This window comes from Photorhabdus sp. RM96S (assembly GCF_042879335.1).
GTDB classification, from domain to species: domain Bacteria; phylum Pseudomonadota; class Gammaproteobacteria; order Enterobacterales; family Enterobacteriaceae; genus Photorhabdus; species Photorhabdus kayaii.
Window position 1 is genome coordinate 41,908 of record NZ_JBHFKT010000015.1, and the last position, 21,906, is coordinate 63,813.

The 21,906-nt window shown below is 44.3% G+C and carries 21 protein-coding genes and 2 pseudogenes; 14 read left to right on the forward strand and 9 right to left on the reverse strand.

Annotated elements, in window-relative coordinates; translation table 11 throughout:
* Positions 1-139 precede the first annotated feature (139 nt).
* The 3 genes from ACGF49_RS10920 to ACGF49_RS10930 all read left to right on the forward strand — a co-directional run bounded on the left by ACGF49_RS10920 (position 140) and on the right by ACGF49_RS10930 (position 2,711).
* A complete protein-coding gene (locus tag ACGF49_RS10920) occupies positions 140-697 on the forward strand; it encodes a DNA-3-methyladenine glycosylase I (protein ID WP_113041160.1) in 558 nt (185 codons plus the stop codon).
* Between the two features lie 205 nt (positions 698-902).
* Positions 903-2,156 carry a valine--pyruvate transaminase gene (locus ACGF49_RS10925; RefSeq protein WP_113041161.1) on the forward strand — a complete coding sequence of 418 codons (1,254 nt, stop codon included), beginning with the start codon at positions 903-905 and terminating at the stop codon, positions 2,154-2,156.
* 234 nt (positions 2,157-2,390) lie between these two features.
* Positions 2,391-2,711: a YceK/YidQ family lipoprotein gene (locus ACGF49_RS10930; RefSeq protein WP_112878610.1), complete on the forward strand. Its 321-nt coding sequence runs from the start codon at positions 2,391-2,393 to the stop codon at positions 2,709-2,711.
* Between the two features lie 62 nt (positions 2,712-2,773).
* On the opposite strand, the gene ACGF49_RS10935 is transcribed toward ACGF49_RS10930, so the two are convergent.
* Positions 2,774-4,063, reverse strand: coding sequence for a DUF3748 domain-containing protein (locus ACGF49_RS10935; protein WP_228900744.1), 1,290 nt, complete (start codon positions 4,061-4,063; stop codon positions 2,774-2,776).
* A 133-nt stretch (positions 4,064-4,196) separates the two neighbouring features.
* On the opposite strand from ACGF49_RS10935, the gene ACGF49_RS10940 reads away from it, so the two are divergent.
* On the forward strand, positions 4,197-4,814 hold the full coding sequence (locus ACGF49_RS10940; protein ID WP_112878612.1) for a trimeric intracellular cation channel family protein: 618 nt from the start codon (positions 4,197-4,199) through the stop codon (positions 4,812-4,814).
* Here the strand turns inward: ACGF49_RS10940 and ligB are convergent.
* The gene (gene ligB, locus ACGF49_RS10945; protein WP_228900742.1) at positions 4,808-6,550 is read right to left on the reverse strand and encodes an NAD-dependent DNA ligase LigB; all 1,743 of its coding nucleotides are present in this window, start codon (positions 6,548-6,550) and stop codon (positions 4,808-4,810) included. The genes ACGF49_RS10940 and ligB overlap by 7 nt on opposite strands.
* A gap of 310 nt (positions 6,551-6,860) precedes the next feature.
* Here ligB and ACGF49_RS10950 point away from each other — a divergent pair, with 310 nt between their 5' ends.
* Complete coding sequence (locus ACGF49_RS10950) at positions 6,861-7,019, forward strand: hypothetical protein (RefSeq protein WP_228900740.1); 159 nt, start codon at positions 6,861-6,863, stop codon at positions 7,017-7,019.
* Positions 7,020-7,064: 45 nt separating this feature from the next.
* Here the strand turns inward: ACGF49_RS10950 and ACGF49_RS10955 are convergent, their stop codons facing one another.
* Complete coding sequence (locus ACGF49_RS10955) at positions 7,065-7,667, reverse strand: AAA family ATPase (protein WP_387490923.1); 603 nt, start codon at positions 7,665-7,667, stop codon at positions 7,065-7,067.
* A complete protein-coding gene (locus tag ACGF49_RS10960) occupies positions 7,664-8,017 on the reverse strand; it encodes a hypothetical protein (RefSeq protein WP_271866048.1) in 354 nt (117 codons plus the stop codon). The genes ACGF49_RS10955 and ACGF49_RS10960 overlap by 4 nt, the downstream gene beginning before the upstream one ends.
* A gap of 549 nt (positions 8,018-8,566) precedes the next feature.
* Here ACGF49_RS10960 and ACGF49_RS10965 point away from each other — a divergent pair.
* Entirely contained in the window at positions 8,567-8,845 is a 279-nt protein-coding gene (locus ACGF49_RS10965; RefSeq protein WP_228940191.1) for a helix-turn-helix domain-containing protein, read from the forward strand.
* On the opposite strand, the gene ACGF49_RS10970 is transcribed toward ACGF49_RS10965, so the two are convergent.
* A complete protein-coding gene (locus tag ACGF49_RS10970; RefSeq protein ID WP_387490926.1) occupies positions 8,842-8,973 on the reverse strand; it encodes a hypothetical protein in 132 nt (43 codons plus the stop codon). The genes ACGF49_RS10965 and ACGF49_RS10970 overlap by 4 nt on opposite strands.
* Positions 8,974-9,847: 874 nt before the next feature.
* On the opposite strand from ACGF49_RS10970, the gene ACGF49_RS10975 reads away from it, so the two are divergent.
* A complete protein-coding gene (locus ACGF49_RS10975) occupies positions 9,848-10,522 on the forward strand; it encodes a hypothetical protein (protein ID WP_387490929.1) in 675 nt (224 codons plus the stop codon).
* A gap of 126 nt (positions 10,523-10,648) precedes the next feature.
* On the opposite strand, the pseudogene ACGF49_RS10980 reads toward ACGF49_RS10975, so the two are convergent.
* A pseudogene (locus ACGF49_RS10980) lies at positions 10,649-10,828 on the reverse strand (hypothetical protein); the annotation flags it as partial.
* A gap of 800 nt (positions 10,829-11,628) precedes the next feature.
* On the opposite strand from ACGF49_RS10980, the gene ACGF49_RS10985 reads away from it, so the two are divergent.
* The 4 genes from ACGF49_RS10985 (at position 11,629) to ACGF49_RS11000 (ending at position 17,123) form a co-directional block, all read left to right on the forward strand.
* Positions 11,629-12,513, forward strand: a complete 885-nt coding sequence (locus ACGF49_RS10985) for a hypothetical protein (protein WP_387490932.1) — start codon at positions 11,629-11,631, stop codon at positions 12,511-12,513.
* Between the two features lie 537 nt (positions 12,514-13,050).
* A complete protein-coding gene (locus tag ACGF49_RS10990; RefSeq protein ID WP_387490935.1) occupies positions 13,051-13,740 on the forward strand; it encodes a hypothetical protein in 690 nt (229 codons plus the stop codon).
* A gap of 603 nt (positions 13,741-14,343) precedes the next feature.
* Positions 14,344-15,714, forward strand: coding sequence for a hypothetical protein (locus tag ACGF49_RS10995; protein ID WP_262978034.1), 1,371 nt, complete (start codon positions 14,344-14,346; stop codon positions 15,712-15,714).
* Between the two features lie 236 nt (positions 15,715-15,950).
* The gene (locus ACGF49_RS11000; RefSeq protein WP_387490938.1) at positions 15,951-17,123 is read left to right on the forward strand and encodes an RCC1 domain-containing protein; all 1,173 of its coding nucleotides are present in this window, start codon (positions 15,951-15,953) and stop codon (positions 17,121-17,123) included.
* 79 nt (positions 17,124-17,202) lie between these two features.
* Here ACGF49_RS11000 and ACGF49_RS11005 read toward each other — a convergent pair.
* A pseudogene (locus tag ACGF49_RS11005) lies at positions 17,203-17,364 on the reverse strand (zinc ribbon domain-containing protein); the annotation flags it as partial.
* A 459-nt stretch (positions 17,365-17,823) separates the two neighbouring features.
* Here ACGF49_RS11005 and gmk point away from each other — a divergent pair.
* Genes gmk through spoT form a run of 3 tightly spaced genes read left to right on the forward strand, consistent with a single transcriptional unit; the run spans position 17,824 to position 20,912 of the window.
* Positions 17,824-18,447 (forward strand): guanylate kinase, encoded by a 624-nt coding sequence (gene gmk, locus ACGF49_RS11010; RefSeq protein WP_262978032.1) that lies wholly within the window; start codon positions 17,824-17,826, stop codon positions 18,445-18,447.
* 54 nt (positions 18,448-18,501) lie between these two features.
* Positions 18,502-18,777 carry a DNA-directed RNA polymerase subunit omega gene (gene rpoZ / locus ACGF49_RS11015; RefSeq protein WP_011144672.1) on the forward strand — a complete coding sequence of 92 codons (276 nt, stop codon included), beginning with the start codon at positions 18,502-18,504 and terminating at the stop codon, positions 18,775-18,777.
* Between the two features lie 17 nt (positions 18,778-18,794).
* Positions 18,795-20,912, forward strand: a complete 2,118-nt coding sequence (gene spoT, locus ACGF49_RS11020; RefSeq protein ID WP_271866041.1) for a bifunctional GTP diphosphokinase/guanosine-3',5'-bis pyrophosphate 3'-pyrophosphohydrolase — start codon at positions 18,795-18,797, stop codon at positions 20,910-20,912.
* 27 nt (positions 20,913-20,939) lie between these two features.
* Here the strand turns inward: spoT and ACGF49_RS11025 are convergent, their stop codons facing one another.
* Both ACGF49_RS11025 and ACGF49_RS11030 read right to left on the reverse strand, forming a co-directional pair.
* Positions 20,940-21,308, reverse strand: coding sequence for a hypothetical protein (locus ACGF49_RS11025; RefSeq protein WP_271866040.1), 369 nt, complete (start codon positions 21,306-21,308; stop codon positions 20,940-20,942).
* A 33-nt stretch (positions 21,309-21,341) separates the two neighbouring features.
* On the reverse strand, positions 21,342-21,809 hold the full coding sequence (locus ACGF49_RS11030) for a CaiF/GrlA family transcriptional regulator (protein WP_262978030.1): 468 nt from the start codon (positions 21,807-21,809) through the stop codon (positions 21,342-21,344).
* Between the last annotated feature and the right edge of the window lie 97 nt (positions 21,810-21,906).

A 21,906-nucleotide genomic window follows, 5' to 3' on the forward strand; every position in this document is an offset into this window, starting at 1 on the left:
TGACCTTAAGATATACAGCCCTGAATTCGCTCTCAATTCCGCCCTGAAATAAAAAAATCTTAATCTGGCTATTTTGCTTGTATATATATACAGTTAAAGTACAGTCAATTATTAACCATCAACATCGGGAATAATCATCATGGAACTAACACGCTGTCATTGGGTGACCTCTGATCCTGAATATCTGGCTTACCATGACAATGAATGGGGAAAACCACAAGAAAATAGCCAGAAGCTGTTTGAAATGATTTGTCTGGAAGGCCAGCAATCCGGGCTATCATGGCTGACTATCCTGAAAAAACGTGAGGGCTATCGCCAATGTTTTCATCAGTTTGATCCGGTAAAAATTGCCGTCATGGATGAAAATGATGTGGCACGGCTGATGCTTGATCCTGCTATTGTCCGCAATCGCGCCAAAATTAACGCTATTATCAACAATGCGCGGGCATATCTTAAAATGCAACAACAGGGTGAAGAATTCAGCACCTTTATCTGGCGTTTTGTTGATAACAAACCGATTATTAATCAGTGGAAAACCATCACAGAGGTGCCGGTAAAAACAGATCTTTCAGATGAGTTATCACAAGCACTGAAAAAAAGAGGGTTCAAATTTATCGGCAGTACCACTTGCTATGCATTTATGCAGGCAACAGGCTTAGTCAATGACCATATAACTGACTGTTTATGTAGAAAATAAATTCAGTGAATTACAATAGCGCCAAGATTAACACCAATAATAAAACTGGATATTAACCAAACATTTAGCTCTTTATTTTAAATGTTAAATTAAATGCCATATTAAATAATTAGTAGTCATAATTTTCCAGATTGCACCTCGATAATGCGAAGGGTATGGTGTTATTTCTTCTAATTTAAATAACACACCGACAACGAACACGGCTATGATTTTTTCTCAATTCGGTAACAAGTTTACACAAGACGCAGGTATAACCCGCCTGATGAATGACCTTAATCAAGGGTTGCGGACACCTGGTGCAATTATGCTGGGCGGTGGTAATCCGGCACATATCCCGGAAATGGATGACTATTTTCAGCAATTACTGACTGAAATGGTCGCAAGCGGCCAACTCACGGAAACACTATGCAACTATGATGGCCCTCAGGGTAAAGATACGCTAATTCGAGCATTGGCAGAGATGCTGCGCGAAAAACTTGGCTGGGAAATTGGTACACAAAATATAGCCCTGACCAATGGCAGCCAGAGCGCATTTTTCTATCTGTTTAACCTGCTGGCCGGGCGCAGTGAAGATGGCTCCACCCGTAAGGTACTATTTCCACTGACACCGGAATATATTGGTTATTCTGACTCAGGGCTGGATGAAGGCTTATTTGTTGCCAATAAACCCAATATTGAATTATTGCCAGAAGGCCAATTCAAATACCGTGTTGATTTTGACCATCTCAATATTACCGAAGATATTGGCCTGATCTGTGTTTCTCGCCCAACCAACCCAACGGGTAACGTCATCACTGACGAAGAATTGCAACGGCTGGACTATCTGGCTCAACAACACCAGATTCCATTACTCATTGATAATGCTTATGGTGTACCATTCCCAGGTATTATTTTTAGCGAAGCTACACCATTGTGGAACCCTAATACTATTCTGTGCATGAGTCTATCCAAATTGGGGCTGCCCGGTTCACGCTGCGGAATCATTATCGCTAACGATAAAATCATCAATGCCGTCAGTAACATGAATGGGATCATCAGCCTTGCGCCGGGCGGTGTCGGCCCCGCAATGGCATTGGAAATGATCCGTCGCAATGACCTGCTTCGTTTGTCACAGGAAATTATCCGCCCGTTCTATCAACAACGGGTTCAAGACGTGATTCAGATTATCCGTCGTTATCTGCCGGCGGAACTTTGCCTTATCCATAAACCAGAAGGTGCCATTTTTTTGTGGCTGTGGTTTAAAAATCTGCCGATAACCACAGAAACGCTTTATCAAAGACTGAAAAAACGTGGTGTGTTAATGGTTCCAGGTCACTATTTCTTCCCCGGACTGGAACAAGACTGGCCGCATGCTCATGAATGCATGCGTATGAATTATGTTCCTGATCCGGAAAGTATTGCAAAAGGGATTGCGATTTTGGCAGAAGAAATTGAGCAGGCACATCAGCAAGCAGCCTGAAATCAATGTATACCCTATGGATTTCAAGTTAATTAAAACACAGAAAAAAATCCTGTTACATAAAAAATTCACGACTTTTTGATATCAGTGCTATGGTCAATGTTGCACGACGTGATTATAGTGATTGATGTCAAAGCTCTTCATTAAGAGATTTGGGAAAATAAAAATCACCCAACAAACTTATGCAAGAGCAAACTATTTCAGCGGCTTAGCCATACGAGATCAATAGAACCGATGAAGAGTAATAAATTAATTCTATTTTGCGTCACATTAGGATGGTTGTTAATCAGCGGGTGTACCAGCATCATGACACATTCAGGGCCTAGCCGCGGTTATTATCCCGGAGCTAAAGCTAACATTGAAATGTTAAAAGACAAAGATACGGGTTGGGTAATGAAACCATTACTCGCGATTGATCTGCCTTTTTCTGCGCTATTAGATACTCTCTTATTACCTTATGACTATATAAAATCTGACGAAGATCAATCAACAAGTTCACCAAAAGAGCGAATTGAAAAAATAGAAAAAGCACAACGTCAAACCAAAACCAATTAATTGATAATCCGTTCCGGTTTATTTATTGCCACCAGCGGAGAGTGAACTGACGGCAAATATATTTATTTCAATCCGGTTTCCACCAGGAAAATTTGCATATAACCATCGACTTCACGCATAAATGCAATATGATGACTATCCGGTGAAATCACCACCGCTTCCGCAGCAGGCGCTTTTTCTGTACGCTTTGTCAAACGCCGCATTTGGCTATTTCGCACATCGCACAGCATCACACTGTTATCACAAATAAAAGCAACAAACTGACCGCTACTTTCCCAACTAAAAGCAGATTGGATGCCACAGTAACTCTGAGTTATTTGACGGAGCTCGCCACCATTTGGCGATATTGTCCACAATTGCACAATACCATTATCATCTTTCATTAAAAAACCAATCTGTTCACCATTCGGTGAAGCACGCAACCAGTGACGCGGGTTATTCACGACTCCCGGCCAGCGTTTGTGGCTGGTCAATGTCAAACGACGCTGCATTACACCGGCAGGCGGCGCGGGTAACGTTGTTTCCGTACCTTGCAGCGGTTTTTCCCCTGCTACCGCATAATCAGCATCCTGTTCAGGTAAATCAACGATATAGACTTCCGGTACTTTTTCCCCTGTTGCAGAAATAGTATCGCCAATAAATGCCAATGCCCAACGCTGCCAATTACCATCCGCTTTACGATATCCTGCTTGGCCTACCCAACACTCTTCATAGGCGCGGTTAATATCATCACTGCCCGGCTCCGGCTGAAAAGTAGTAGTACTAACCACAACGGAGAAATAGCTACCATCATATTCACGGGGATGGTGCTTAGGTGGTTCAACTGGTTTGAGGGGCACAGCCACGGCGATATTGCGCAAATCCAGCGCTGGATCAAGCTTATGCATAACATGGTCGTTATAAGTAAAACTTAGACGGCTACCATCCGGGCTGAATACATGAACGTGGCTGCCTCCGCGCAACGCTCCCGGGGTATAAGGGGCAGTAATATCCATTGCATCCAGCGTAACCGCTTTTCCCGGAGAATCCTCACTGACAATGACGCCCCGACGGTGATGAAAGTCATAGTGCCATTGCTCATCTGGGCATTCTGGCCCATGAATAAACGCATATCGGACAGGTTCTGTTGGGCTGACTGTCACCACGCCAACATGAGCGCCCTCCTTTGCCTGATAGATAATTTCTGTTTTTCCACTCTGTACATGAATTTTTTCTATCGTTAAACCAGTAAAAGAAGCACCATGAGGACGCACATCATAAACTAACCACTGGCTGTCTGGTGTCCAGACATTAATATTAGTAAGCTGGTGGCTACGGTTATCTAACGTGATTTGCCGTTCCTGAAAGGCCATTTTATTATCCTTGCATCAGGTTTTTTCGGATAAATAATATTAATCCGAAATGGATGGAACTAAAAAATTTCAGTCGAGACTTTACCACTTCGACATTACTCTTACTTTTTTATGCTACGTACATTTCATTTCTATGTTACTAAGTGTTCTTTATATCATCGGTATTACTGCTGAAGCGATGACCGGGGCTTTAGCTGCGGGCCGCCGTAAAATGGATATGTTCGGCGTGATTATTATTGCTTCCGTAACGGCGATTGGCGGTGGTTCCGTTCGAGATATACTACTAGGGCATTATCCCCTCGGTTGGGTTAAGCACCCTGAATATATCGTCACCGTTGCCTGTGCCGCCGTAATCACCACTTGGGTTGCCCCCATGATGAAGCATTTACGTCGTCTGTTTCTTATTCTTGACGCCATTGGTCTAATTGTCTTCTCCATTATTGGCGCACAGATTGCGTTGGATATGAACTATGGCCCAATTATTGCTTCCATTGCGGCGGTTATCACCGGTGTTTTCGGTGGCGTGTTACGCGATATGTTGTGTAACACCATTCCGTTGGTTTTCCAGAAAGAGATCTATGCGGGTGTCTCCTTTACCGCCGCCTGGTTATATATTGGCTTACAGCACACGCCGTTACCGCAAAACGGCATTGTTCTGATTACCCTGATCGCCGGTCTGACAGCAAGATTGGTTGCTATCCGCTACCGTCTTGGATTACCGGTCTTTAATTACGAACACTCCGATCACTGAGCCATACCAACGGGGTTAACTACGACCCCGTTTTCCCGGTCAAAACCCGTTATCCTTGCCACTGACAGTTTTTCCGCGATTGCTTTAATCTGCGTGTCATTGACAAAATCAGACAACTTTTTAAATTGCCCGGTAGTAAGTTGCTGTTTTAACTGTGTTCCGGCTAATTTCTGCTCCAGTTGCTGCCAGTGATAAACATTGTCAGACAGCTTATCCATATAAGGCACTCCAATCCCTTTCATCCAGTAGGAAAAAGGCTGATTTTTTGCCTTGCTGAATTGCGAATAAACAGCCTGTGCCCGTTTATCTCCGATTCCTGGTAAGGCCGCAATTTGTTGAGCTGAAAGCGCTAACCAACCGGTTAAATCAGTGACTAACTTCTGTTCGGTCAACATTGCCCAACTACCGCTACTGACGCCTGTCATTTGCAGATTTTCACCAAGCCATTTTAATCGTGCATTAAATTGTTGTTCACAACCCACCGTTAACGTCAAACAACTTAGTGCATGATAATGCTGCTTATCCGGTGGCTGAATATCCTGACGCTCTTTGATCCGCCATACCACCTGAGCTAATTTCGGGATACCATGGCCTGCCAATGTAAGCGTCACCTGATCCCCCGGTAATACATCCAACTGTTGCCAACGACGAACAGAACCAATATTGACTCTGCTTATCTGCCGATCATCCAGTTTCACCTTATCCAGCCCAAGAACCACTGAGATTTTGCCCGTTCTGCCAATAGTAAAATTAACTTCCCTGACTTGTGTAACCTGATGGCGTAAAGGGTGTTTCCATGCCACAGCCCAACTGTTAGATCCAGACCGCCACTGGTTTCCTTTAGGTTCAATTTCCTGTTTCAGCACGATACCGTCTGTAGCAAAAGGCATGGGTTGTTCAAAATAGTGCATCCGCAGTTTCTGCACCTGCTCTGGTTCCTCTATTTTATGACTGTAGCGAAGCGCCAATGGAAACCCCATATCTGCCAGTTTGCGCAATTTACTTTCCATCTCCGCAGGGCCATCCGGCCAGCTCCAGATAAACAAACCTATTTGTTTTAATTCTGACGAATGGCCCTTACGCATCATCAAACCCGCAACCCGATTACGAGCGCCATCACTCCCCAATAATTGCTGTCTATGCCCCTCTTTATGCAGAAAGAGTTCTCCTTGCAATACCAAATCAGGTGGCGCATTTTCTATATTCTGCGGAATATCGGGAATATGTCGGCTTTTCGCTGTCCAATTTACCCCTTCGGCACCATTGCCCCGGCTGATTAATGAAACGAGTTTCCCGTTCTGATAAACCAATGTTACCGCTACACCATCAATCTTTGGCTGTAACCAGACAGGTAATCTACCGTGCAACCATCGGTTAATTTCCTGCTTGTCTTTCAGTTTACTTAATCCGGTATGAGCAACCGGATGAACAAGCTTATTATCGGGAAAAACTTCCACAGGAAAATCTGGATGAGGTGCTTGTTTCAGACAGAATTGCCAATGAGTCAGCTCCGACATTAATTGATCATAAACTTCATCATCGATCTCGCTTATCCCTTTCTGACGATAGAGCTGATCCCAGTGCGCCATCTGTTGCATCAGGCTCTTTGTTTCACGCTGCAACTTGTCCTGCGACCATTCGGGGCAATTCTTCTCTGTATTCGAAACAAAAATTTCAGCCGCAACTATCGGTGAACTGAAAACAATGAAAAGAATTAATATCAATAAATTAAGCATCCGTTGCTCCTTGGCTATCCATGCATAACAACAAAATAGAGGATAAAGAGATGCTGTCCAAGGCAGAGATAATAACTTTGCGAAGCGGTTCGAAGAATAACTGCCTGAAATCCCAAGGTAGCGGACTTTTTTATACACTACACAACAGAGCGGATATTTATGGTGAAAGCCTAAATCATTTAACTATTTATTGTATTTCAATTAATAATTAAATGTATACGTTACTCTGAATACTCGCATATAAATAACCAAGAAGACGTTTATGGTCACAGGAACAATTGATGACTCCACACCAAATTGACCGGAGCGTGTGGAAGCACTGAAACGAGCACATGAAGCTGCTCTCTATGATGCATGGTTCCGTAAGCAAGTTCAGTCAGCTATCGATGATCCCCAATCCAGCGTTCCTCATGAGGAAGTTAAAACATGGTTTGCAGCCAAAAAAGCCGCCCTACTTAAGGGGATATAATAGAGTTGGAATGGAAGCCAATGGCTCTGACTGATCGTGAGGCTATTACGATTTTTTTAATTTCTGAGCAGAAATGATTTCGTTACTGGCTGCACGCCTAAACCATTCAGGTAAATAACTGGACAATTGCTTCACTCTGTCGCGGTCCCGAGCCAACAATAGCTGCCTGCGCTTATTGCTGTTATCAAAAATCCAGACCCTATCTGATATATTCATAGCCAGCGGTAGGTTAATTATAGAACGATCATAGCGCCTGAATATATCGACAACTGGCACATTATGCCCTCCCGCTCTTACACGAAGCGCCACTCGTGCGGCAGACAAACCCACATCATGGACACCGACGAAAATAAAATTAACCTTGTAACCGGCACTAACAGCCTGCTCCATCAGCTTAATTTCGCCTTTACCCGTGAGAGTCGTCTCAACAGCAAACGAGCGGCATTCTTGGAGAAAAACCGCTCGTTGTTTGATAGCTAACCGACCCGCTTCCGCATTTTTCAGTGATGGATTATGCAGGCTGAGTTCTCGTGCTATATCATCGGGATTTACTACAGGAACCTTGCCAGTTAGATGACGTCGAACCAGTGTCGACTTGCCCGCTCCATTCGGTCCCGCAATAACCCATAGCTGAGGCCGATGCGTCACTCTTCCAAAACCCCAACTACCTGCTCGGTACCACTCATAAAACTAACCAGTTCCCTACGGCCACCTGGGTATTCCTTAATAACCATCCCTGCTGGAGTGTCAAACTCCGCATAATAAATTGGTTCACCAGCATTGAGGTGAGCACGCGCCTCTGAACCATCGTCATTTGCCAGTTGAGCATCAAAGATAGCTATAAAAGCGCGCTCTTGCGCCGGTGACATTTTTGCTAAATTTTGCAGTTCAAGCCTCATCGCTGTAACCCCTGTAATTTGCACCACAAACTTATGACAGATATACCCGTTATCCTTCAAGTTGCCTCTTTGTTGGCTGCACTCACTCACCCCGGTCACATAGTTTGCTATGCTCCCGGGGATTCGCTCCCTTGCCGTCGCGATGCATCTTGAAATCCATAGGGTATAAAACTAACTAATGAATATTAAGGTAACAACTGTCGATAAATCACACACCATAGTATGCAGTGTAAATTCCATTCATACTCCGAACAACCCTTATCAATAAATTAAGCATCCGTTGCTCCTTGGCTATCCATGCATAACAACAAAATAGAGGATAAAGAGATGCTGTCCAAGGTAGAGATAATAACTTTGCGAAGCGGTTCGAAGAATAACTGCCTGAAATCCCAAGGTAGCGGACTTTTTTATATACTGCATAGAGCGGATATTTATGGTGGAAGCCTGATGTATTTAATATTTGATTCAGGGCTGCCATCAACGATTCCCGCCCCAGAGGTTCTCATCGAAGACAGAGGTTTAATAACCGATAAACTTATCACATACGATAAGTTCAAGGGTCGATATTAAATATGCCACCCAAAATTCAGGCTCGTATCCTAAAAAGGATCTTGGTCTCGCTTATAAACGAATGAAAGAGGTTCTAAAATGAGCAACTTAAAATCCCTAAAATCCAAAGCATTAGCTAACTCAGATGTAAAAGCTGAGTATGATGCGCTAGAGACAGAATTCGAGCTAATTAATACTTTATTACGCATGCGGCATGCTGCTGGTCTAACGCAAAACCAAGTTGCACAGCGTATGGGAACAAAAGAGGCGAATATTTCCAGGCTTGAAAAAGGAAACGGAAACCCAACACTTAAGACACTATTGAACTACGCCAGAGCTTGCAATTGTGAATTACATTTTGGCTTCAAAACAACTTAATCCAAACGATATAGAAAAGTACCTTCGGGTGTTTTTCTGTATTTGTTTTCCCTTGTAACAGCCAGCTTCATCAGCTTACTTTCGCCTTTACCGATGAGGATCGTCTCAACAGCACAAATGAGCATCAATTTGCTCTCTCCATTAGGTTTTGCAATGATTATCAGTTAGCCTGGGAGAAACCTCGCCATTCGAACTAAAGCACACGGTGAATACGATTAGTTAATCTATTAAGTATTAATTTGTTATTGTGAACCATTAACCAAGGCTGAACCATAATACCTCGGTTCAGCCTGTTAAGTATTCACTTTAAATCTCATCACAGCCGCTCTCTGTTATTACCAACATTAACTTTCAAATAAAGATTAAAAGACGATGACTTTACGAAATAGTTTGGGTCGTAAATCCTAAAAAAACCAAAATAACTCACTTTTTTATAAACAGAAAAGATATTAAGCCACCCCTAGTGATTTTTCTTCCTTGCTTTACAGTTAATACTTAGCATATTAAGTTACATATTTACGTATTAATAAGAGTAGCCATAAAGATGTACATCCCCCCTAAATTCTGTGGCTCAAGTCTCATAATTTCAACCCTTACCACTTATAGATAAAAAAATAATCTGAAATCAACTACCAAAAAATTAATTTAGCATTAATCTGAAGTTATCAGCCGATAACTATTTCCTATTATCTTTTTTTAAAAATAATTGCTAATCTTATTTATGTCTTCGTAGCAATAGAAATTCAGCTTAACCCGCAAGGGATAGATTTTATGGCATAGGTTCCCTGTAGGTAAAGGCAAATCCGATATAACCTTAAGTTAGGAGAGTAATATGAATCAAGACGATTTCTCCTCAAACATGAGTTCCAGCAATACTCTTACATGAACGAAACCGTGTAATAACAACCTGCACGGGTGACCCGATGCAGAGAATAATCATCTGAAAAAGGAGGGCCCTTAAAAGGCCAATACAATCTGGCCGGGACAGGGTTATCACAGAGAATGAAAATTTTTAATATGGCAACCGGGGAGCTATCCCCATCAGAGTATTATCAACCTAACCCTACTACAGCCCCTTGGAACCCAACGTGGGCAATCAAAGCTCTCGGGCAACCGGTGATAAATGGGAAAGACAACAGGGGTAAGCCAATTCGTTACCCAGAATCACGTACCAGTACCTTATTGAATGTCTTTCCGACAGTAATAGATCGTAATTTTCCAAAGCCGAGAGTAGACGATATGACGCTGGAACAAGGCAGGTTCTGGATAAATGCACAAAACAGCATCTTCAAGGTCCCACGTGTGGTCACAGGCACGTATATCTGTAAGATGGTTGCCAAACGTAAAGATAAATCTCCAGGGAAAGCCACAGTGACCCTCTATACGGATGCTAACGTTGTAAATTATATACTCTACAGGTTCAAGGGAGACAAAAACGTTATGGAATCTAGCGTGAACGACCTGATTTACACAGCAAACTGCCGAGGGACCGGATTTTCATGGGAGCGTAAACCCGAAGAGAAATTTGAATTGGAAAGTAAGTGGGAAAACGCGGCACTGACAATTAAAATGCAAGACACTTGCGATTGGATTTATGATGTTGCTTTCTGGACGCCACCAAGCAACAATCCAAATGGTCAGTTTAAAGACCCAGCCATCCTGAGACCTAATAGCTAACCTGGAGAAGCCAGATCCCTGTAATAACCCAGATAACCTATCTGGAATGAGAGGGCAGGTAGCAGCAATAAATAAAAATCTTTAACAGAACAACCGGGGAGTAATCCCCGGTTGGCTTCCCACTTCTCAGGCCGCCACCGTCTTTATGACGGATTTACGCTGGCCTCCGTGGGCAGAAACGACGAGTCCCGCCGCTGCGGCTTTGTATGCCAGTTTCATGAGGAAGCTATTCCAGCCCGCATCCCCGATAGCGCGAGCAAGCTGGTGATTCTTCATTATGTCGGCCGATTTCAGCGTCTCATTAATTTGAAATATTAGCTTACCTGCCCTCTGTTATTACCAAATTAAGTTACTCGTTCACGTAATAATAGTCATAAAGATGTATATCCCCGCTAAATCCCTCTGCCTAAATCTCATTATTACCACTCTTGTGATCTATCTGTGGAAAATAATCTAAAAACCACTACCAACAATCAGGTGTAGCATTAACCTAAGGTTATCAGCCGATAACTTTTTTCTATTAGATTTTTACTTAAATAATGTCTAATATTATTCATGTCAGTAAAAATTCAGTTTAACCCGCAAGGGATAGGTTTTATGGCATAGGTTCCCCTGTGGGTAAAAGGTAAATCCAATATATACCCTATGGATTTCAAGATGCATCGCTATTCTGCACGCTACCCTCTGAGTTTTTGGGATACAAATAGCCAAGGTTACATTGGCCGAGATGGTTTTCCATTCCGGCTTCAACTCAATAAACAATAGTCATATTGAATTATCTCATGTGTATCAGCCAGCAATAGCTGATAAATCTAGCGGCGATAGTAATAACAGAAAATGGTAGGCAAATATACCTAAAGGCTCGGAAAGCAACATAAAGTAATGCGGACAGTCAGTGCAAAGTGGTATTTGACTTGGGTTTCCTCCGATCAAGAGGAAGTGAATAAGAGCCGGAGTCCAGAGACTAATTGAACAAAACCTGTCATTAAGACAGATAACGTGTAGTAACGACCTGCACGGGTACCCGATGCAGAAAATAATAACTGGAAAAAGGGGAATCTCTGAAAGGCCAATGTCATTTGGCCGGGACGGGATTACAGCAATAAATGAAAATTTCTCACGTAACAACTGGGGAACTATCCCCATCTGAATATCCCATGAATGCGGGTAACACATTCATCAACAGAATGAAACAGGATATTGGTCGGATAACGGCACATTACCGCCAGTGGCCGGTATGGATGATGTGCGTGTCTGTAGGGGCGCTCTTTTCCACCTCGGTATTCGCCGCTGCTACACCCAATTGGAACCCAAGTTGGGCAATCAAAGCTCTCGGGAATCCGGTGATAAATGGGCAAGACAACAACGGTAAGCCAATTCGTTACCCAGAAGAGGGTACCAGTACCTTATTGAATGTCTTTCCACCAGTAAGAAATCATAATTTTCCAAAACCGATAGGAAAAGAGATGATGCTAAAAGACGGCATGTTCTGGGTTAGAGCACAATACAGAATCTTCAAGGTGCCACATGTGGTTACAGGTAAGTATACCTGTAAGATGGTTGCCAAACGTAAAGATAGATCTCCAGGGGAAGCCACAGTGACCCTCTATACGGATGCTATCGTTGTCAATCCAGACATCTACTGGTTCAAGGGAGACAAAAACGTTATGGAATCTAACGTGAACGACCTGACTTACACAGTAAACTGCCTAGGGACCGGATTTTCATGGGAGCGTAAACCCGAAGAGAAATTTGAATTGGAAAGTAAGTGGGAAAACGGGGTACCGTCAATTGAAATGCAAGACACCTGCAATTGGATTCATAATGTTGCTTTCTGGACACCACCAGACAACAATCCGAATAATAGGTTTAAAGACCCAGCCATCCAGAAACCTACTAGTACGGGCAGTGCTAACCTAGCGAAGCCAGATCCCTGTGATAACCCAGATAATATATCCGGGGTGAGAAAGGCAGATAGCCGCAATAAATAAAAATCGTTAATAGAACAACCGGGGAGTAATCCCCGGTTGAGCACTCGAAGTACATTGGAAATAGATAACCCGTTTCCATAACGGTCAGTTTTTACGTAAACCATTTAAATATTACCATTCGAATATTAATTCCTCCAGACCTGCCTCACTCACGCTTAACCCTATTATTTATTTACTCGTTCGCGTTACTCTTTCAATACTTTCATTCGTATGACATCTCAATGTATGTGATATTTTCTTTACCGGAATACATCCACCAAATTATCAACCAATCACTTTTTTCTACTATCTTTCTATGCAAATAACAGGTAATGTTATTCAGTGAAAATATAGATCCGGCTTAACTCACAAGAGTAGGTTTTACCTTATCGATAGAAATGCCGCCAGTAAAAACTGACGGCAGTAAGAGCTAAAATACAATGAGGTAACGTGTAGTGACAGCTTGCACGGGTACCCAGATACAGAAAATAATAATCGGAAAAAGGAGAATCTCTGAAAGGTCGATATAATTTAACCGGGAGGGGATTACAGCAATAAATGAAAACTTCTAAAGAATATTATGTTCATACGTATACACAACCTAGTAAACCTCAAATCACGAGTAATCCTCAAATCATAGACTGGGTTCCAGAGAAAGCCATTTTAGCTCTCGGAAACCCAAAGATATATGGAAAAGAGAATAACGATAAATTGGTTCGTTATCCAGAAAGTGGGACGAGTACCTTAGTCTTTCCTAAAGGTGATCCACATTTCGATTTTCCAGGGACACGTTTACCTGATACCGCAGTGTTAAAAGATATGATGTTCTGGATTAAAACGAAAAACCGAATCTTCATTGTTCCACATGTTGTTACAGGAAAGTACACTTGTGAGATAATAGCCTCCCGCAAAGATGGCCAGCCAGGAAAGGCCACCATAACACTTTATACGGATGCAATCGTTGAAAATAATGAGCCCCAGTGGTTCAAAGGGGACAGTAACGTAATGGAGTCTAAGCTACTCGATCTGTGTTACGAAGTATCTTGCGAAGGAACGGGTTTTTCATGGCAGCGAAAACCTGAAGAGCAAGTTCAATTCGAAAATAACTGGGAAAATGGGGTGCCGTTAATTATAATGCAAGACAGCCAAGATATGCAAAATGTGATCTATAGCCTTGTGCTCTGGTCTGCACCCGTTGATTTAAATCCCAATTTTAAAGATCCTGCCATCCTTTTACCCAATGAATAAAATAATAACCAGCAGAAACTAAGAGTAAAGGTCATTTATTTGGGATGAAGCGATAGCAACACAATGAAAATCTTTAACCAGACAACCGGGGAACAATCCCCGGTTGAATATCCAATGAATACGGATAATATACTGAGTTATCATTCACCTTGTTTTTTATCAACCTGAAATATCACAATATTCAATTCCAGTTATTATACTGATTTTCCAATAAAAATTAAAAAGCGATAACTTCTCACTTCAAATGAGAAGTAAATAACCAATTACTGTAACTGTTAATATTTACACTAACCATTTAATATCATGACGTCGGGTTTAACTCTTCTGAGTCACATCATTCACGTTCAATCACATTATTCGTTTACTTTTTCATGTTATCCTTTCAATACTTTCATTCGTATAACACCTCAATTTATGTGATATTTTCTTTACTGGAATACATCCACAAAATTATAAACTGATCGTGTTTTTCTATTATCTTTTTATTCAAATAACAGGTAATGTTACCCCGTGGCAATATAAATCTAGCTTAACTCGCGATAAACCGATTTTATCTTATAGGTAAAAGCAAACCCAATATTAACCTTATTTAGGAGAGCCAATATGAACCCAAATGACCATCTCTCATCAAACATGGCTACCGGTGATCGTTTTATCCAGCAAAACCTAAAATCAGGCAGAGAAAGTAACTCTGGTGGCAATACCTCCATCGTCTCTATTGAATTGGCAGACGATTCGTTTCCGGAAAATAACATTTCTATTAAATTGGAAACCGCCATGTTATTGCAAAATGGCAGAGTGATCACTTGGGGGGAAAAACGGTTTTATAAACAGGAAGTCCCGCCACCAATTGCCGAATTTGCCGAATTGCAAGGTATCGTCAGCCTAAGCGCAACACACTCTGCATTTGCAGGCTTGCAGGCAGATGGCCGCGTGTCTACCTGGGGTATATTCATCAATGGCCTACTCCCCTCAGAATCAGTGGATAAGATGAAGAATATTGTCAGCGTGAGTTCAATTCCAATAAGAGATGTTTTCACGGGCCTACGGGCGGACGGCAGCATAGTCTCTTGGGGAGCAGTGGATTTTTTAAACACGGCTCTGCCAAGAATGTGTGGATTATCGCTACACAATATCATCAGCCTAAGCACAACAGAGCAATCTTTTGCCGCCTTACGGGCAGATGGCAGCGTCGTCTCCTGGGGATTGGATTTTCTGCCAACCCCACCCGAAATTGCCGCATTAAAGGATATTGTCAGCCTACACTCAACAAATAATACTTTCGTGGCCCTACGAGCGAACGGCAGCGTTGTCTCTTGGGGTGTGGAAATTATCCCGCCAGAAATCGCCAAATTACAAGATATCGTTAGCATAACTACCAATTATGATTATGCCGCCGCCCTACGGGCAGACCACAGCGTCGTTTCCTGGGGGGGAATAGTGGTTCCACCCGAAATTGCCGCATTAAAGGATATTGTCAGTTTAAATGCCACACCGTATGCCTTTGCAGCCTTGCGAGCCGACCACAGCATCGTTGCCTGGGAAGATGATATGGGCAGTGGCCTAATCCCACCCCCCGAAATTGCCGCATTAAAAGATATCGTCAGCCTACACTCAACAACAGGTTCATTATCGCGATTTACAGGCTCATTTGCAGTCCTACGGGAAAACCGCAGTGTGGTTGCCTGGGGAAACATCGACACCGGTGGAACATTACCACTTAAGATTGCTCAACTGAACGATATCGTCAGCCTGAGTGCAACATGTAGTGCTTTCGCAGCTCTGCGGGCAGATGGCAGCGTCGTTGCCTGGGGACAACCAAGTCGCGGTGGTTATGTGCCACCGGAAATTGCCAAGTTGAAGGATATCGTTAGCCTGAGCGCATCAAACTCTGCATTTGCAGCCTTGCGAGCAGATGGCCGCAGGGCAGGTTGGGGAGGAGGAGATACCAAAGCACATGGTGAATACGATTAATCAGTAAATGTGTTTTTTAGCAGGAGAGACGCTGGCCTGAAAATTGAGTTAATCCTCATAATCTCTTCACCTGTTATGAGCGGGTTAACACACTGCGTTGACCGCCAGCAAATCAAATACCGCAATACAGGTGCTTACATCCTTTAAGCAGAAACCCAGTTTGACGGGGAAGAAATAGGTTTTGCGGCGCAGAATTCCTACAAATAAATCCGATACAGCCTTATCAGGAGAGCAATATGAATCAACATAACGAGTTCTCATTCAGCACAGAGACCAAAGACACTTTTATCAAACAACGATCTGGAAGCAAAGCTATCAACTATGATAGCAATGGCGTCATAGACTCTAATAACTCTGGAACCGCCATATTATTACAAAATGGTCATATCGTTGCCTGGGGGGATACGGACCACGGTGGCGAACTCCCACCTGAGATTGCTGAACTGAACGATATTGTCAGTTTAAGTGCCACACAATACGCCTTTGCCGCCCTGCGAGCCGACCGTAGCGTCGTTACTTGGGGGGATGCGGGCTACGGTGGCAAAACCCCGTCTGAGATTGCTCAACTGAACGATATTGTCAGTTTAAGTTCAACATATGCTGCTTTCGCCGCTTTGCGAGCTGACCGCAGCGTCGTTACTTGGGGGAGTGCAGGCTACGGTGGCGAACTCCCACCTGATATTACTCAACTGAACGATATTGTCAGTTTAAGTTCAACATATGATAGTTTCATCGCCTTGCGAGCCGACCGCAGCATTATTAGTTGGACCAGTAGTTATAGTTATGTCCCATCAAAAACTGCTCAGCTGAATGATATTGTCAGTTTAAGTATAAATGATAATGCTTTCGCTGCCCTACGGGCAAACCGCAGCGTTGTTGCCTGGGGAGGGGGTTATAGCACTTATGTCCCATCAAAAATTACTCAGCTGAATGATATTGTCAGTTTAAGTGCAAATGATGATGCTTTCGCTGCCCTACGGGCAAACCGCAGCGTTGTTGCCTGGGGAAGGGCTGATAGGAAGCATATCCCATCAGAAATTGCTCGGCTGAATGATATTGTCAGCCTAAGTTCGACAAATTCTGCTTTCTCGGCCTTACGGGCAAACCGTAGTGTCGTTGCTTGGGGAGATCTAGATAATGGTGGCATACTCCCACTCGATGTTGCTCAACTGAACGATATCGTCGGCCTGAGTGCAACAAATTCTGCTTTCGCGGCCCTGCGGGCGGACCGTAGTGTCGTTGCCTGGGGGAAGCCAAGTACCGGTGGGTTTGTTCCACCCGAAATCGCTAAATTGCAGGATATTGTCAGCGTAGACTCATCGGGGAGCGCCTTTACGGCTTTGCGAACAAATGGCAAACGAGTTGGCTGGGGAGGCGGGGATATTAAAGCACATGGTGAATACGATTAATTGCCGATTAAGCCATACTCTTTCATTGTAACCCGGTGACTGCTCCCCGCCGTAAAAAAACAGCGAGGCTTCCCACTTCTCAGGCCGCAACCGTCTTTATGACGGATTTACGCTGGCCTCCGTGGGCAGAAACGACGAGTCCCGCCGCCTGTAATGCTGTTATGCCCTTGCGCTGGATGTTGATCGCCGCATTGATATCGCGGTCATGTTCGACTCAACAGAAAGGGCATTGCCAGATCCGCCCGCTCATGGACTGCCGCCAGACGTAATCGGGCCTTGCCGCGGTTAGCACTGCCCTTTTAAGACAGTAAAAACGCTCAAAATAACGCGCTTTTTCATCTCAATGCGTCGGATATTATAGTGCTTCTTAACAATTAAAACTCCTTGAGAAATTAGCCATCGGCGGAACTCACTGTATTTCATCCATGCCTCCTTTTCGACCAAGCGACGATGACACATAAAACAGCAAATACACCATTTTTGTTTCATTCAACAACAGTTGTGATAATACATAGAGCAAAATTTTAACTAAAGAAGTCAACCCTTGGCGATACAAAATATCCATTGGCAATTTTTCCCCTAAGAAAATTTCGGCGGAAATGCATCGGCAACGCGACATGTGTGAATGGGTACGTGTATACTGTTATAAGAATTTTATTCTGCTTTATTTAATTATTATCCAATCAACCAAGATACCACCATGATCCAAGGCACGTTATATATTGTCTCTGCGCCAAGCGGAGCGGGTAAATCAAGCCTGATTCAGGCTTTGTTAAAGACTCAACCTCTGTATGATACTCAGGTTTCTGTTTCCCATACCACACGTGCAATGCGTCCCGGTGAGAATCAGGGTAAACACTATTTTTTTATCACCGAAGAAGCCTTTCGCCAGATGATCGATAATAATGAATTTCTGGAACACGCCCGTGTTTTTGATAATTATTACGGTACATCCCGGAAAGTGATTGAAGAAACGCTTGCCAGTGGGGTTGATGTTTTTCTTGATATCGATTGGCAAGGAGCGCAGCAGATCCGCAAAAAAATGCCCTCTGCCCGCAGCATTTTTATCCTGCCGCCGTCAAAAGAAGAGCTCTGTCGCCGTCTGCGCGGTCGAGGGCAGGATAGTGAAGATATTATTGAAAAACGCATGGATCAAGCCGTTGCAGAAATGGTTCACTATAACGAGTATGATTATTTAATCGTTAATGATGATTTCAATACTGCATTGGCCGATCTGCACACCATCATCCGTTCAGAACGCCTGCATCGGGAGCGCCAGGCACAACGGCATGATGCTTTAATCAGCAAATTATTGGCAGACTGAACCAAGTTTCAGTATGATGCCCAGTCATTTCTTTACCTGTGGAGTCGCACACATATGGCACGCGTAACTGTTCAAGACGCTGTAGAAAAAATTGGTAACCGTTTTGACCTGGTGTTGGTCGCCGCTCGTCGAGCACGTCAACTGCAAACAGGTGGTAAAGATCCTCTGGTTGCTGAAGAGAACGATAAAGTCACGGTTATCGCTCTGCGTGAAGTGGAAGAGGGCCTGATCAACGGTAAAATTCTGGACGTACGTGAACGCCAGGAACAACAAGAGCAGGAAGCCGCAGAAATGCAGGCGGTTTCCGCTATCGCGGAAAGTCGTCGTTAATCTACGGTAGGTCTGCCTTGTATCTGTTCGAAAGCCTGAATCAGCTTGCCCAAAAATACCTGCCCGGGGCTCAGATTGAGCTCCTCAAGCAGGCTTACTCTGTTGCGCGGGATGCCCATGAAGGGCAAACCCGTACCAGTGGTGAACCTTACATTACTCATCCTGTCTCAGTTGCCTGCATTTTAGCCGAGATGCGTCTCGACCATGAAACGCTGATGGCCGCCTTGTTGCATGATGTTATTGAAGACACGCCCGCCACCTTTCAGGATATCGCCCAGCCTTTCGGCCCGGTGGTTGCCGGGTTAGTCGAAGGGGTCTCCAAACTTGATAAGCTGAATTTCCGCGATAAAAAAGAGGCACAAGCGGAAAATTTCCGCAAAATGGTCATGGCAATGGTGCAGGATATCCGCGTCATTTTGATCAAACTGGCGGACCGTACCCACAATATGCGCACGCTCGGCGCGTTACGCCCAGATAAGCGCCGCCGTATCGCCCGGGAAACGTTAGAGATCTACAGCCCCTTAGCCCATCGTTTGGGTATCCATCATCTGAAAACAGAGTTAGAAGAGCTGGGGTTTGAGGCCCTTCACCCTAACCGCTACCGGGTTATCAAAGAAGTGGTAAAAGCGGCCCGGGGTAACCGTAAGGAGATGATCCAGAAAATTCTGTCTGAAATCGCAGGCAGGCTGACTGAAGCCGGCATTGAATGCAAAGTCAGCGGCAGAGAAAAACATCTCTATTCTATTTACCAGAAAATGCACCTCAAAGAGCAACGTTTTCATTCAATTATGGATATCTATGCTTTTCGGGTCATCGTTAATAATGTTGATATCTGCTATCGGGTTTTGGGGCAGATGCACAGCCTGTATAAACCCCGCCCGGGCAGAGTCAAAGATTACATTGCCATCCCTAAGGCCAATGGCTATCAATCCCTGCACACTTCCCTGATTGGCCCTCATGGGGTGCCAGTCGAGGTCCAGATCCGCACCGAAGATATGGATCAAATGGCCGAAATGGGCGTCGCGGCACACTGGGCTTATAAAGAACAAGGTGAATCCGGTACCGCCGCGCAAGTCCGTGCGCAGCGCTGGATGCAAAGTCTGCTGGAATTACAGCAAAGTGCCGGTAGCTCTTTTGAATTTATCGAAAGCGTTAAATCTGATCTGTTTCCTGATGAGATTTACGTTTTTACCCCAAAAGGGCGCATTGTGGAATTACCCGCCGGTGCCACCCCGGTTGATTTTGCTTACGCCGTACATACCGATATTGGTCACGCCTGCGTTGGCTCACGGGTTGATCGCCAGCCATATCCATTATCTCAGTCTCTTACCAGCGGCCAAACCGTTGAAATTATTACCGCGCCGGGTGCCCGGCCAAATGCCGCCTGGCTGAACTTTGTCGTCAGTTCAAAAGCCCGCGCTAAAATTCGTCAATTGTTGAAAAACCTCAAGCGGGAAGACTCCATTGGGCTGGGGCGTCGCCTGTTAAATCACGCGTTGGGTAGTGGGAAAAAACTGGTTGATATTCCACCGGAAAGTATCAATAAAGAATTGACGAGAATGAAACTCTCGACAATAGACGATCTGCTGGCTGAAATCGGGCTTGGCAATACCATGAGTATCGTCGTCGCCCGTAATTTGCTAGGCGCGCCGCCAGAAAATACCACAAATACCTATCACAACAATGGCGCCCGTAAATTACCCATTAAAGGCGCTGACGGTGTGCTGATTACGTTTGCCAAATGTTGCCGGCCCATCCCCGGTGACCCTATCATCGCCCATATCAGTCCCGGCAAAGGGTTGGTTATTCACCATGAGTCTTGCCGTAATATCCGTGGTTATCAGAAAGAACCCGAAAAATTTATGGCCGTCGAGTGGGATCACGAGATCAATAACGATTTCACCGCCGAAATAAAAGTGGACATGTTTAACCATCAAGGGGCGCTGGCAAATCTGACCGCCGCCATTAATGCAGCCAATTCCAATATTCAGAGTATGAATACCGAAGAGAAAGACGGCCGGGTTTACTGTGCTTTTATCCGGCTCACGACTAAAGACCGTATTCAGTTAGCGAATATTATGCGCAAAATTCGGATCATGCCGGATGTGATGCGAGTCAGTCGTAACAGAAACTAAACCGGATAGCTCGTGCAAATCAGCAGGTCAACAGCCAGCAGCGCTATCTACCGGTAATGACGTCGCCGGATATGGGGCTGGCGGCATATCATCCTGGTTATCAAAGAACAGACCAACCAATACTGAATCAACCTCATCCAGTATGCGGTCTAACCAACCCTCCCCATCCACACCAAACATCAATACCAGCCCGATAGCGATAAATAACAGTGGCAAGATCCATGTTCGGCACCAATACGCTAACAGCATACGGGGATACCGCGAGTAGCGAATTTTGTTGCCCAATAAAAACCCACAGACGGCCAACAATATGATCCCGATAACCAGTACTATCCGACTTATCAGCATCCCATAAGGCATCACACACAGAACCGATAAAACCTCATCTCCCATCATGGTCCCGCCAGACAGCCTCATGTGTGATACGACTCAGAAGATAAACGGACCACTAGCCCGCTGCAAAAACCAAGTGCGCATATGATTAGCTTGTGATGATGTCCGGGAGCGCGTCGACTTCACCGTTTTCGTTACCGACGCCTGACCCTTCTGAGGCATGGGTTCAACGACGGCCGTAACAATCAGCATCTGCCGGCGACTTCCTTGCTTCTCACGAAAGAAGACTTTTTCACAGGCGATCACATCACGTCGCTCATTGTAGATATAATTCATCACATCTGTTGCCCGGCGTTCTGTCACTCGGAACACCTGGCTGATTTCACTTTTGGTAAATCCACTCCCCTTCAATAATCCCCAATACGCGACTGCCATGTACAACGGTGTATCCTTCAAATGAGACAAACAGGCTGGCAGCCGAAAATCCCCATGATTACTTTGTTTGCCGGTAATAGTCTGACCTCCAGGCAAATCGGTCTGGCTGCCGCTTATCTGAAGCAGCATTGAATCATTAACATTGATTGTCATTTTACTCTCCACTGGTGACTAACGGGTCAATTTGTTACCACATGAGAAATGAAATAGTGCGATTTATTGAGAT

Excerpts from the sequence above, each read along its gene's own strand:
- ACGF49_RS10920 (WP_113041160.1), top strand. The coding sequence starts at position 140 with ATGGAACTAACACGCTGTCATTGGGTGACCTCTGATCCTGAATATCTG.
- ACGF49_RS10925 (WP_113041161.1), top strand. The coding sequence starts at position 903 with ATGATTTTTTCTCAATTCGGTAACAAGTTTACACAAGACGCAGGTATA.
- ACGF49_RS10930 (WP_112878610.1), top strand. The coding sequence starts at position 2,391 with ATGAAGAGTAATAAATTAATTCTATTTTGCGTCACATTAGGATGGTTG.
- ACGF49_RS10935 (WP_228900744.1), bottom strand. The coding sequence starts at position 4,063 with ATGGCCTTTCAGGAACGGCAAATCACGTTAGATAACCGTAGCCACCAG.
- ACGF49_RS10940 (WP_112878612.1), top strand. The coding sequence starts at position 4,197 with ATGTTACTAAGTGTTCTTTATATCATCGGTATTACTGCTGAAGCGATG.
- ligB (WP_228900742.1), bottom strand. The coding sequence starts at position 6,550 with ATGCTTAATTTATTGATATTAATTCTTTTCATTGTTTTCAGTTCACCG.
- ACGF49_RS10965 (WP_228940191.1), top strand. The coding sequence starts at position 8,567 with ATGAGCAACTTAAAATCCCTAAAATCCAAAGCATTAGCTAACTCAGAT.
- ACGF49_RS10975 (WP_387490929.1), top strand. The coding sequence starts at position 9,848 with ATGAAAATTTTTAATATGGCAACCGGGGAGCTATCCCCATCAGAGTAT.
- ACGF49_RS10985 (WP_387490932.1), top strand. The coding sequence starts at position 11,629 with ATGAAAATTTCTCACGTAACAACTGGGGAACTATCCCCATCTGAATAT.
- ACGF49_RS10990 (WP_387490935.1), top strand. The coding sequence starts at position 13,051 with ATGAAAACTTCTAAAGAATATTATGTTCATACGTATACACAACCTAGT.
- ACGF49_RS10995 (WP_262978034.1), top strand. The coding sequence starts at position 14,344 with ATGAACCCAAATGACCATCTCTCATCAAACATGGCTACCGGTGATCGT.
- ACGF49_RS11000 (WP_387490938.1), top strand. The coding sequence starts at position 15,951 with ATGAATCAACATAACGAGTTCTCATTCAGCACAGAGACCAAAGACACT.
- gmk (WP_262978032.1), top strand. The coding sequence starts at position 17,824 with ATGATCCAAGGCACGTTATATATTGTCTCTGCGCCAAGCGGAGCGGGT.
- rpoZ (WP_011144672.1), top strand. The coding sequence starts at position 18,502 with ATGGCACGCGTAACTGTTCAAGACGCTGTAGAAAAAATTGGTAACCGT.
- ACGF49_RS11025 (WP_271866040.1), bottom strand. The coding sequence starts at position 21,308 with ATGATGGGAGATGAGGTTTTATCGGTTCTGTGTGTGATGCCTTATGGG.
- ACGF49_RS11030 (WP_262978030.1), bottom strand. The coding sequence starts at position 21,809 with ATGCTGCTTCAGATAAGCGGCAGCCAGACCGATTTGCCTGGAGGTCAG.